This is a genomic window from Streptococcus sp. 27098_8_70, from assembly GCF_041432215.1.
GTDB lineage: Bacteria > Bacillota > Bacilli > Lactobacillales > Streptococcaceae > Streptococcus > Streptococcus oralis_CP.
Genome location: NZ_JAPVZD010000001.1, coordinates 519,488 through 529,321, shown reverse-complemented (window position 1 = coordinate 529,321; position 9,834 = coordinate 519,488). Strand labels below are relative to the sequence as shown.

Genomic DNA, 9,834 nt, shown 5'->3' with positions numbered 1-9,834 from the left:
TACTATGGATTTAGATATTATTCGGCAAGAAATTGATCAAATCGATGACCAAATCGTAAAGCTCCTAGAAGAACGGATGCATTTGGTTGAGGGAGTTGTCGCTTATAAGAAAGCATCTGGTAAGCCAATCTTAGATACCAAGCGAGAAGAAATCATTTTTGAAAAAGTCAGAAATCGAGTAGAAGATAAGCGCTATCAGGAGACCATTGTTGCGACTTTTTCAGATATTCTCAAACGTTCGCGTGACTATCAGGATCAAAACATCAAATGAAAAAAGAACAATTCTATCCGCTAGGGATTTTTTTAGCTGCTATGTTGGGTGGACTTGTCCGCTATTTTCTATCTAGTCAGTTGCCAGCCAGTCCTGACTTTCCTTGGGGAACCCTCCTTGTCAACTATCTGGGAATTTTCTGCTTGGTCTATCTGGTAAAAGGCTATCTGGTCTATAAGGGAAGCAGTAAAGGTTTGGTTTTGGCGCTGGGTACAGGCTTTTGCGGTGGTTTAACAACCTTTTCTAGCCTGCTTTTGGATGCTGTGAAGTTGCTCGATACCGAGCGTTATCTTAGTTTAGGCATCTACCTACTTTTGAGTATTGGCGGAGGCCTGCTCTTGGCTTATTGTCTAGGGAGGAAGAAATGGTAATCGTCTATCTTGCAATCGCCTGCGGACTTGGAGCCCTAGTGCGGTATTTCTTTTCCCGATACAATCAATCTTCTAAATTGCCCCTAGGAACTCTCATAGCCAATCTTCTAGGATGTTTTTTGATCGGTCTACTCTACAATCATGTGGAGTCCAAGGAAGTCTATGCTATCCTCGCGACAGGTTTCTGTGGTGGGTTGACGACCTTTTCAACTCTGAATGATGAGCTACAAAGACTACTTAGTGATAAGAAGGTATTTTATAGCTATTTTCTCTTAACTTACCTAGGCGGTTTTCTAGCGATTTTTTTAGGAATTCTGCTATAAATTTCTTTACTTTTAGGTGGAAATTTGGTAAACTGTATCTTGTGTGTAATGGACGCACAAAAATACAGTTTATCCGCTGAGGAAGGTTCCTCAAGATTGACAAAGATAGGAGAATAAAATGAATCCATTAATCCAAAGCTTGACTGAAGGTCAACTTCGTACAGATATCCCATCATTCCGTCCTGGTGACACAGTTCGTGTACACGCGAAAGTTGTCGAAGGTAACCGTGAACGTATCCAGATTTTTGAAGGTGTTGTTATCGCACGTAAAGGTGCAGGCATCTCAGAAAACTACACAGTTCGTAAAATCTCTAACGGTGTAGGTGTTGAGCGTATCTTCCCAATCCACACTCCACGTGTTGAAAAGATCGAAGTTGTTCGTTACGGTAAAGTACGTCGTGCGAAATTGTACTACTTGCGTGCACTTCAAGGTAAGGCAGCTCGTATCAAAGAAATCCGTCGTTAATTCGACTAAAAAACTCTGCTTACCCAGCAGGGTTTTTCTCTAGCTCCCTTAGTTCAATGGATATAACAACTCCCTCCTAAGGAGTAGTTGCAGGTTCGATTCCTGCAGGGGGCATATAAACTATTGATTATTCTGGGTGCTTGAGGTGTTTTGCCCCAAATTCGCCCCTAAATTTCCGAATATCTCTCTTACTTCTGAGTTGCTTTCGTCCTCTAATTCCTTCAACTGATGAGCGTACACCTCAATAGTGATGTTCATATTCTCATGGCCAAGGATTTTAGAGATAGATAGTAGTTCAACGTGTTTTGAAATCAAGAAAGAAGCGTATGTGTGTCTAAGCGAGTGAGCATGGACATTTCTTCCAACGATATATCTTAGCGTCTTATTGACTGCATTGTTTGATATGTTAGAGAAAATACGATTATCTTTATTTTCCAGCCAATGATCTTGTCTGTACTTTTTTAATAATTCAAGAGTTGAGTCGTCAAGCGGTATCTTTCGGATACTGCTTTTTGTTTTTGTAGAGCTGAAATCAAGATTCGTTTTGTAATTCCAGGTCTTATCTACAGAAAGAACCTTGTTATCATAGTCTACACTGTCCCATGTAAGCCCTAAGCATTCAGCGAAACGCATTCCAGTAACTGCGATAAGATAGATCACTGCATAAGATTGAACGTCCATTTTACGCTTTGAAACAGCTATAACTTTCTTGTACTCTTCAACTTCAAGAAATTTGGTTTCTTTCTCAATCCCTTTATGTTGGGATACCGCTTTGGCAAAGGTTGTGAAATCCTTTTGAATGATTTCCTCATGAACTGCCATAGCAACGCATTGCTTGATATGAATATTCAATCTTTCAACTGATGCTTGAGAATGAGTCTCAGCAAATGTATTTAGGGCTTGCTGGTAGATTGAACTGGTTATGTTTCTTAGCTTTGTATTTGCAAACAGTCGTTTGATATGCTTGCCAGTAATTTGATAGACTTGCCAGGTTACTGGTGCTAAATTTGGTTTCTTATGGATGGTAGACCACTGGGTGAAGTAGTCGTAAAGGGTAATGTCGTCCGAAACATAAGAGGGAAGAAGTAGTTCTTTCTCTCTTTCGGCTGCTGCTATCTGTGCAGCCTTTTTAGTCGGGAATCCCCCTTTTTCAGCTTTCTTGTATTTTCCGTCGTGAGATTTATAAGAAATGCGATATTCCCATTTTCCATTTTCTCTTTTTCTGTATGATGCCATTTGCTTTTAACCTCATTTCTTGGTAAAATGAGTATAAGAAAAGGCCCTTTTGAATGGTTTTTTCTTATACACGACTTCCTCACGCTCAGACTCGCCAAAGTTTGAGAGCGTGGGGATTTTTTAAAAATTTTATATTAGAGTTGACAAAAAGTTATAGAAAATTACCATGATAATCACAAATGCTACAAACACAATACAGCCACATCCATAGGTGCACCCATCTGAATCATCTGCCCCAAAAGTAGTTTTGTTGTAAACTTTATTATAAATTGCTCGTTCTGGATCCTTTACCAATCCAGCACCTTTTTGCCCATAAAGTGGCGATGTGTTCGCTTTTATCCTTCGTGTCACTGATCCAGTTGTGCGCGCTGATAATCTCTTTTTTATATTCGGTGTCCGTGATCCGATTTTCATACTATTCTCCTATCAACTAATCAAAGAAAAATATTCGTCAATGACCATTACTTCATCTATGATGGTTTTTAATTTGTGCTTTTTCATGAAGTGTAAGTAGTTGAAAGATAACTGATCATCAGATAGAGCAAGTTCTTCTTCTAACAATTTGTGAATCATATGTCTATTAGCTTCATTTTCGCACCTGTTGTGGTTATTTTTGTATAACTCAGCAGAATGGTCCATGTGCCCTAATTCGTGGTATATGACCCGTTTTTTTTGCATTCTCTGACAGTTCACGGTTTATAAAAATAATATTGATTTCTTTGATGTAGACTCCTGGTTTATGCCAGAGGTCATTATCAAAATAGGCGAGAGTGACACCGTGTGAGTCTACCAACTCTTCAATAGTCATAGGCTATTATCCTTCAAATATTTTTTTAAAATTAGTTGTTTTATCTCATGAACTAGAGTAAAATAGAATTGAAAGGAAGTGATTAAAATGAAGTTGAAACTCTATGCACATTTAGCTGTACTGTTTCAAGTTTCGGCATTTGTTTTTTTGATTTGTTACTTTTTTCTAAGACAAATCCTAACACTTCCAATCATCGTTTTACTCAGTTTTGTTATTTCTGAAATTATTCTTCAACTTTTTCTGGAGATTCGAGTAGTTCATCTTGAAGAATCCTAGTTGCTACTTCTGGAACTTTGATATCTAGTTGAGATGTAGCGCCTTTAAACTGCGGACTCATTCCTTTATCTATTAATAATGCAATAGCCTCGGCATTTATTTTATTTGCCTGGGCTTTTTTGATTGCTTCATCCCCATCGCTATTTAATTGAGCTTTAAATTTCCCAAGCTTAGAATCAACTTCAAAGTTTGCACCATTGCGTTTAATTAAATTGCGAAAAGCAATTCCTCCAGTTAGAATAATGATAAATACTAGAACCGGGATTAGTATTTCAGGATGTCCAAGTAGTTCAATCGGTCCTTTCGATTGAACATTGGTTCTTAGAACGACTTTCTCATCTTTTAATTCATCAGATTCTTTTACAACATTGACCATTTGCAAGACAGTGTACAGAAATGTTGAGTATTCAAAAGCATCAATATTGTTTTCTTCTTGTACTTTGAAAGTGATACTCATGTGGTCATGATCGATGTAGGCATCATATAGACCGCGGTTGATAAATTTTTTGTAGGCATTTGCATCAGTGATGGTATGGCCTGAATAGACTAATTTGTAAAGTTTCGGGTCAATATCTCTGTTTGGTATAACTCCGAACCAGTGCACATCCATCCTCTTGTTAAATGGGCAAACGTTAGATGCAGACTCTATGACACTATCAGACTCAGTATAAGGTCTACTTGTTATCTCACCAACAAGAAAATCATTTGGGGATTCCGATGGAACGATGACGATATCTCCAACATTAAGACTATATGCAAATTTCATCATTTGATTATAGGCTGAACCAGGTTTTTCTATCCTATTGTCGAACTCCTTAATTTTTCCTTTGATTGCAACTTCGTCAAGATTTTTAAGGTCATCTAATGTTATATAATTCCATCCGATAGCGATATAACCACCTGTAAGAAAGCTTTTAAAAAATTGCCCTTTCTGAGCTCTTACGAACCAATAATCCTTAGAACTATCAACTGATGGTAGTTGTTGATATATTTTTTCAAAAAGATTATTGAATAACAAAGTATCTTGTTCAGTAATCGTCATACTATCTACCTCTCAAATAAATCTCGATGATGTTCTGGATGGCATCAATATCCTCTTCTGTAAGTGGCTTGCCATCGAAGGTCTTGGCATTCTCCGCCATCTCTCTGAGATCAGCCGATGTATATCCTGCTACCGTATCATTATTTGCAATAGACGGATTATCCGTCCGTCCAAGCAGGTAATCAGTGGATACATGGAAATAATTGGCAATCTCTGCGATACGCTCAGCGTTGGGCGTAGAGTTTTTTATCTTATATAGTGTATTCCTGCCATAACCTAAGTCTTCTTCGACTTGTCCAAGAGCTTTTCCACGCTTTTTTGCTAACTCTTTAATTTTTTCAAACGTCTCAAACATTGTTAAAATCAACCTTTCTAAGACATCACAAAAAAAATTTAACAAATTTGGTGTAAAACTATTGACTGTTTATCCCAAAAGGTGTAAAATGTTTTTTGTAAGTAAGAAACAACTAAAAAAACAACTAAGAAATAAATCATAAAAAATGTTTTGGAGAACGGTATTTATAGATTTGTTAGTGTTTTTATTATGTTTTCATTTTAGCTAATTTGGTGTAACTTGTCAAGTAATAACACAAAAAAAGTTGAAAATTTAGTTGTTTCTTGTTTACAAATTTGTAAAGAGGGAGGTATAACTATGGAAAAAATCATCGCTTACTCTGTCGAAGAGTTATACGAGAAGGTTGCAGAACAAGAAAAACGCATCTCAGAAATTGAAATGCGCTTAGGAATCAAGCATCCGGAAGATACTTCATCATAAATTTAGACTTAAAGATTTGAATAATAATTTCAACATAATGTTTCATTGTAGGAAGAGAGATGCTGGAGCTTTTATCCCAGTGGGTGTAGTCATTGCCCACTTCTCTTATAAAGTGCAATGCACCTTTTAGGAGTTCGTCATCTTTTATGTACCGGTCAATGGCATTATTAAATGATAGTTTTGGTTTAGATAGATACTCTTTGTCATCTAATTTAAAGTCTAAAGCATAATCTTTAATTAAGCATTCAATGGCAGAACGATAACCAGTTCCTGCGATATTCTCTAGTCCCATTTTTTCTGCCTCGACCGCTTCGCTGTAAAACTCTACAAATCTAGGAGCGTGCTTAATAAAAAGAGGGTCTATGTTGATAGCGACTTTGTTAGGGTAAACAAGAACCATGGTCGTTTCATCAGCTTGATGCAAACATTCTTGGTTTGTCATGTGGTATTTTTTACAGGATGGACAACGATGGTGCATAGTGAAAATGCGACCTTCTTGAATTTCTAAATGTCCTGCATCGTTGTTAGTGGGAGTATTTCCAATTCCGCACCAAGGGCAAGTTTGAGGAATTTGAATAGTTACAGTTCTTCCAATTATGCCGAAGTGATGATCAACAGTGGATAACTCCATAAAACTTCTCCAATCATTTTTCTTGATTATACCATATTTAGAAAAAAAGGGGATAAGGAGAGTAACGCAATATTTCAATAGTACAAAAAAGAGAGGAGGAACGTATATGCCAGATATCGCAAACGGTCGTGAAAAGGTTAATGCTTTCTTGAAAGAAAAAGGCATCAAAAAAACAACTTTAGCGGTTACTTACGGCTTTAAGAGACAGGAAGTGACAAACATTCTAAGTGGAACGACAAAAGGTCCACGAGCGAACAGTTTTATTCTTCAGGTTATTGAAGATTATGGTATTGAGTAGCAAAGAGTTGAGGAGTAGGAGGGAATAAAATGCTTCATTATATTACAAAGTATAAAGAGAATGGGCGATACTATGCAGAAGCATGGTTTCAAATTGATATTTTCGGAAAAAGTTTTTGCTTATCAAAAAAACGCATCTATTTAGATGCGTAGAGTGATCGGATTATTGTTTAATCCAACCATTACCTGGTTTTTGAGTTGGTGGTAATCTGTCGCCTTTATCGATGTGAACAACACGACCACCAGGTACATTACCGCCACGAGGACCTTTTTCGACATAAGTTCCTGCAGGCTGATTATCTGTTCCAGGTTTTATTGGAGTCTTTGACATAAGACTGTTCCTTTCTATTGAAATTTTTGACTAAAACGGTGAGAGGTCCTAGTCAAGAACTATTATATGCTAAAAAACAATGTTTGTCAATATATAGTGTAAATAAGAGAAGTAAATCTGATGAAAACACAATATATAGTGCAATAGCATATATAGGCATAAAAAGTAAAAAAATAAAGCTAGATAAGGAGAAAAAGGCTATGCTTTGGGAAAAAATATCTGAAAAACTTTCAGAACGAAATTGGACAGTTTATAAACTTTGCTTAAAAGCAGGTGTCGGACCTGCTGGAATCTATCGTTTAAGAGATGGAGAGGTGAAAGATTTATATTTTGACACGGTCAAGAAAATTGCTGATGCGTTAGAAATCAGCGTAGATGAACTAAGGTAACAAAAAAGCACCTAATGGAAGTTAGGCGCTTACTAAAATAACTAACTGAATTATAACACGAAAGGAGCAAAAATGGAAGAGTTGATCCAAGCGATTGCGAGTCAGATTAAGTTTACCGTCTTACAATCAGCAGATATTGAAGAAGCGTTCCCTCTGGAACTCAAGCGTAAAGATGTGGCTAAAATGCTTGGTGTTTCTGTAGATACGTTCGATGACCGTTTTCGCTACCAGAAGGGATTTCTAAATATAAATGACAAGCGTTGGCCACGAGATGCAGTTCGTGAATGGTACAACAGCATGTTGCTGAGCAGTAACCGTATCATTGTTTTTGTACTCTTAAGATTTAAGTAACTGTAAAACTGCAATTTAATTTATTGATTTACCCTCATTGTGATATGTTCATACTAAAAACCGCTCTCCTTAGCGGTTTTTTGTCTATTCTTACCTTTTGCTACAATACCCAGGTACGGATAGCATGGGCTACGCCAGATTCATCATTTGTTTTGGTGATGTATTTGGCGATTTTTTTGAGTTCTGGATTTCCATTTTCCATAACAACGGGGTTGCCAACGACTTCGAGCATGGCACGGTCATTTTCTTCGTCACCGATCGCCATGGTTTCATCTTTGGTCAATCCTAGTTTTTCAGCTAAGTGAGTGATGGCTGAACCCTTGTCTACATTCTTTTTAAGGAGTTCAAGGTAGAAAGGAGCAGATTTGTTTATAGAGTAGCGTTCGTAAAATTCTGCTGGAATCTTTTCAATCGCAGCATCGAGAATCTCTGGTTCATCGATAAACATACATTTGACGATTTCCTTGTCAGCCATTTCTTCAGGAGTGCGGTAGAAGATGGGCATGCTGACGAGGGTTGATTCGTGCACCGTGTACTTTCCGATATTGCGATTGGCAGTATAGATACCGTCCTTGGTAATAGCGTGCATGTGGACACCAAGTTTGCGACTGAGGAATTCCATATCTAGATAATCCTCATAGGTCAAGGATTCGCTAATAATCTCATGGCCAGTAGCAGTCTCTTGGACAAGGGCACCGTTGAAGGTTACCACATAGTCACCCTCGTCTCTCAACTGCAAGTCGTCCAGGAGTTTGGCAACACCTGCGATAGGACGACCCGTTGCAATCACGACTTTGACGCCAGCTTCTTTGGCATCTTGGATGGCAGAAAAGACTTCCGGAGTGATTTCTTTTTTACTGTTAACCAGGGTACCATCGATATCGACGGCGATTAGTTTAATACTCATAAATTTCCTCTATTCGTTCTTATTTGGGGTAAAATGATCGTTCTCAATCAAGTGTAAAAATTGCTGGGTAATGCTTGCGAAGATACTGTTTTGGTCCAACATTTCTTTTGGGAAATAAAAACGATTGTCTCCGTGGCGGCTGCCAGCAAGGGATTGGACGATAGGGGACAGGCTAGAGAGTTCTGCCAGCTCCCCATTTTTTTGTAAAATCTCAATCTGTGTCCGTGGATTTTCAGATTCGGGACGATAGATATCATAAGGGAGGTCAAAGTTCTTATGAATAGCAGTGTAGTAGTCTGGATCAAAACCGATTTCTTCAACCAGTTGTCTCATGGTTGCGAGTTGGTCTTGGTCTTTTTCTGAAAAAGTAATGGATTTAAAGACCTTGCGGTTGACAAAGCGTTGCGACAAGTCTGCGAGAATCTTGTCAGGACTGGTCATCCAGAGTTGGAAGTAGGTATTCATCACGCCGTCATCAAGTGCCAGATAGTCAGATAGAGTAACTTTCTTTTCAAAAAAAGGTAGCAAATGAGGAGAAGTGCGTGCAAAGAAGTCCTTGTCTTCAGGATAGAGTTCCTTGGCGCGTTTGAGGAGATTTTGTAGGAGAACCTCCATGGCCCGTGTTGCTGGGTGGAAATAAACCTGCATATACATCTGGTAGCGACTGAGAACATAGTCTTCGATGGCGTGCATGCCATTGCGCTGAAAGGCGATACCATTTTCGACTGGACGAATGACTCGAAGGATGCGAGTCAGGTCAAATTCCCCATAAGATGCTCCTGTAAAATAGGAGTCGCGCAAGAGATAGTCCATGCGGTCTGCATCAATCTGACTAGAAATGAGCTGTACGACCTGTTTGTTAGGGTAGGTATGGTCAATGACACTGGCTACCTTTTCCGGAAAATCGGGCGCTACTTGTAGCAGGACTTGGTGAATCTCTGTCTCAGGACTTTGGATGATTTCCTGGGTAATGGCCTCATGATCTGTATCAAAGAGATGTTCAAAAGTATGAGAGTAGGCACCATGTCCAAGGTCATGTAGGAGCGCAGCGGTCATGGTCAAGAGAGACTCAGCAGGGTCCCATTCTTCAGGATATTTTTCTTCAAAAATCTCTGTGATACGTCGAGCAATCTCATAGACCCCCAAACAGTGGGAAAAGCGACTGTGCTCGCCACCATGGAAGGTATAGCTGGAAGTTCCTAGTTGCTTGATACGGCGAAGACGTTGAAATTCTTTTGTATTGATCAGGTCATAGATGACTTGATTGTTTACATGGATATAGTTGTGAACTGGGTCACGGAATACTTTTTCGTTCATATGACCATTATAGCAAAATCCTGCTCTTTTTGGTAAAATAGTA

16 protein-coding genes, 1 tRNA gene and 1 pseudogene are annotated in these 9,834 nt (G+C 38.6%); 9 read left to right on the top strand and 9 right to left on the bottom strand.

The window, feature by feature from the left end:
- Positions 1-4 precede the first annotated feature (4 nt).
- The 5 genes from O3655_RS02595 to O3655_RS02575 all read left to right on the top strand — a co-directional run bounded on the left by O3655_RS02595 (position 5) and on the right by O3655_RS02575 (position 1,545).
- A complete protein-coding gene (locus O3655_RS02595) occupies positions 5-271 on the top strand; it encodes a chorismate mutase (RefSeq protein ID WP_061587597.1) in 267 nt (88 codons plus the stop codon).
- Positions 268-642 (top strand): fluoride efflux transporter CrcB, encoded by a 375-nt coding sequence (crcB, locus tag O3655_RS02590; RefSeq protein ID WP_000712084.1) that lies wholly within the window; start codon positions 268-270, stop codon positions 640-642. The genes O3655_RS02595 and crcB (O3655_RS02590) overlap by 4 nt, the downstream gene beginning before the upstream one ends.
- A complete protein-coding gene (crcB, locus tag O3655_RS02585; RefSeq protein WP_125413623.1) occupies positions 636-965 on the top strand; it encodes a fluoride efflux transporter CrcB in 330 nt (109 codons plus the stop codon). Before crcB (O3655_RS02590) ends, crcB (O3655_RS02585) begins: the two co-directional genes overlap by 7 nt.
- Before the next feature lie 118 nt (positions 966-1,083).
- On the top strand, positions 1,084-1,431 hold the full coding sequence (gene rplS, locus O3655_RS02580; protein ID WP_001068669.1) for a 50S ribosomal protein L19: 348 nt from the start codon (positions 1,084-1,086) through the stop codon (positions 1,429-1,431).
- Between the two features lie 42 nt (positions 1,432-1,473).
- A tRNA-Arg gene (locus O3655_RS02575) sits at positions 1,474-1,545 on the top strand.
- 6 nt (positions 1,546-1,551) lie between these two features.
- Here the strand turns inward: O3655_RS02575 and O3655_RS02570 are convergent.
- The 5 genes and pseudogenes from O3655_RS02570 to O3655_RS02550 all read right to left on the bottom strand — a co-directional run bounded on the left by O3655_RS02570 (position 1,552) and on the right by O3655_RS02550 (position 5,148).
- Positions 1,552-2,667, bottom strand: coding sequence for a site-specific integrase (locus O3655_RS02570; protein ID WP_308697064.1), 1,116 nt, complete (start codon positions 2,665-2,667; stop codon positions 1,552-1,554).
- Positions 2,668-2,796: 129 nt separating this feature from the next.
- On the bottom strand, positions 2,797-3,081 hold the full coding sequence (locus tag O3655_RS02565) for a hypothetical protein (RefSeq protein WP_254727840.1): 285 nt from the start codon (positions 3,079-3,081) through the stop codon (positions 2,797-2,799).
- 12 nt (positions 3,082-3,093) lie between these two features.
- Positions 3,094-3,475, bottom strand: a pseudogene (locus tag O3655_RS02560) (ImmA/IrrE family metallo-endopeptidase).
- 223 nt (positions 3,476-3,698) lie between these two features.
- Positions 3,699-4,793, bottom strand: coding sequence for a hypothetical protein (locus O3655_RS02555; RefSeq protein WP_254727842.1), 1,095 nt, complete (start codon positions 4,791-4,793; stop codon positions 3,699-3,701).
- Position 4,794: 1 nt separating this feature from the next.
- Complete coding sequence (locus tag O3655_RS02550; protein ID WP_254727844.1) at positions 4,795-5,148, bottom strand: helix-turn-helix domain-containing protein; 354 nt, start codon at positions 5,146-5,148, stop codon at positions 4,795-4,797.
- Between the two features lie 297 nt (positions 5,149-5,445).
- On the opposite strand from O3655_RS02550, the gene O3655_RS02545 reads away from it, so the two are divergent.
- A complete protein-coding gene (locus tag O3655_RS02545) occupies positions 5,446-5,568 on the top strand; it encodes a hypothetical protein (RefSeq protein ID WP_265342529.1) in 123 nt (40 codons plus the stop codon).
- On the opposite strand, the gene O3655_RS02540 is transcribed toward O3655_RS02545, so the two are convergent.
- Positions 5,540-6,199 carry a DUF4145 domain-containing protein gene (locus tag O3655_RS02540; RefSeq protein WP_254727846.1) on the bottom strand — a complete coding sequence of 220 codons (660 nt, stop codon included), beginning with the start codon at positions 6,197-6,199 and terminating at the stop codon, positions 5,540-5,542. The genes O3655_RS02545 and O3655_RS02540 overlap by 29 nt on opposite strands.
- 106 nt (positions 6,200-6,305) lie before the next feature.
- Between O3655_RS02540 and O3655_RS02535 the strand changes: the two genes are divergently transcribed.
- Positions 6,306-6,497 (top strand): DNA-binding protein, encoded by a 192-nt coding sequence (locus O3655_RS02535; protein ID WP_254727848.1) that lies wholly within the window; start codon positions 6,306-6,308, stop codon positions 6,495-6,497.
- A gap of 162 nt (positions 6,498-6,659) precedes the next feature.
- Here the strand turns inward: O3655_RS02535 and O3655_RS02530 are convergent, their stop codons facing one another.
- A complete protein-coding gene (locus tag O3655_RS02530) occupies positions 6,660-6,827 on the bottom strand; it encodes a YjzC family protein (RefSeq protein ID WP_078352971.1) in 168 nt (55 codons plus the stop codon).
- Between the two features lie 83 nt (positions 6,828-6,910).
- Here O3655_RS02530 and O3655_RS02525 point away from each other — a divergent pair, with 83 nt between their 5' ends.
- Positions 6,911-7,216, top strand: coding sequence for a helix-turn-helix domain-containing protein (locus O3655_RS02525; protein WP_371641144.1), 306 nt, complete (start codon positions 6,911-6,913; stop codon positions 7,214-7,216).
- Positions 7,217-7,288: 72 nt separating this feature from the next.
- Positions 7,289-7,567: a DNA-binding protein gene (locus tag O3655_RS02520; protein WP_254727852.1), complete on the top strand. Its 279-nt coding sequence runs from the start codon at positions 7,289-7,291 to the stop codon at positions 7,565-7,567.
- A 100-nt stretch (positions 7,568-7,667) separates the two neighbouring features.
- On the opposite strand, the gene yidA is transcribed toward O3655_RS02520, so the two are convergent.
- Both yidA and O3655_RS02510 read right to left on the bottom strand, forming a co-directional pair.
- Positions 7,668-8,474 (bottom strand): sugar-phosphatase, encoded by an 807-nt coding sequence (gene yidA / locus O3655_RS02515; RefSeq protein WP_049490220.1) that lies wholly within the window; start codon positions 8,472-8,474, stop codon positions 7,668-7,670.
- 9 nt (positions 8,475-8,483) lie between these two features.
- Positions 8,484-9,791, bottom strand: a complete 1,308-nt coding sequence (locus O3655_RS02510) for an HD domain-containing protein (RefSeq protein WP_049490219.1) — start codon at positions 9,789-9,791, stop codon at positions 8,484-8,486.
- Positions 9,792-9,834 lie beyond the last annotated feature (43 nt).

Bases quoted from the DNA above. Each gene is read 5' to 3' on its own strand.
- O3655_RS02595 (WP_061587597.1), top strand. From the start codon at position 5: ATGGATTTAGATATTATTCGGCAAGAAATTGATCAAATCGATGACCAA.
- crcB (WP_000712084.1), top strand. From the start codon at position 268: ATGAAAAAAGAACAATTCTATCCGCTAGGGATTTTTTTAGCTGCTATG.
- crcB (WP_125413623.1), top strand. From the start codon at position 636: ATGGTAATCGTCTATCTTGCAATCGCCTGCGGACTTGGAGCCCTAGTG.
- rplS (WP_001068669.1), top strand. From the start codon at position 1,084: ATGAATCCATTAATCCAAAGCTTGACTGAAGGTCAACTTCGTACAGAT.
- O3655_RS02570 (WP_308697064.1), bottom strand. From the start codon at position 2,667: ATGGCATCATACAGAAAAAGAGAAAATGGAAAATGGGAATATCGCATT.
- O3655_RS02565 (WP_254727840.1), bottom strand. From the start codon at position 3,081: ATGAAAATCGGATCACGGACACCGAATATAAAAAAGAGATTATCAGCG.
- O3655_RS02555 (WP_254727842.1), bottom strand. From the start codon at position 4,793: ATGACGATTACTGAACAAGATACTTTGTTATTCAATAATCTTTTTGAA.
- O3655_RS02550 (WP_254727844.1), bottom strand. From the start codon at position 5,148: ATGTTTGAGACGTTTGAAAAAATTAAAGAGTTAGCAAAAAAGCGTGGA.
- O3655_RS02545 (WP_265342529.1), top strand. From the start codon at position 5,446: ATGGAAAAAATCATCGCTTACTCTGTCGAAGAGTTATACGAGAAGGTT.
- O3655_RS02540 (WP_254727846.1), bottom strand. From the start codon at position 6,199: ATGGAGTTATCCACTGTTGATCATCACTTCGGCATAATTGGAAGAACT.
- O3655_RS02535 (WP_254727848.1), top strand. From the start codon at position 6,306: ATGCCAGATATCGCAAACGGTCGTGAAAAGGTTAATGCTTTCTTGAAA.
- O3655_RS02530 (WP_078352971.1), bottom strand. From the start codon at position 6,827: ATGTCAAAGACTCCAATAAAACCTGGAACAGATAATCAGCCTGCAGGA.
- O3655_RS02520 (WP_254727852.1), top strand. From the start codon at position 7,289: ATGGAAGAGTTGATCCAAGCGATTGCGAGTCAGATTAAGTTTACCGTC.
- yidA (WP_049490220.1), bottom strand. From the start codon at position 8,474: ATGAGTATTAAACTAATCGCCGTCGATATCGATGGTACCCTGGTTAAC.
- O3655_RS02510 (WP_049490219.1), bottom strand. From the start codon at position 9,791: ATGAACGAAAAAGTATTCCGTGACCCAGTTCACAACTATATCCATGTA.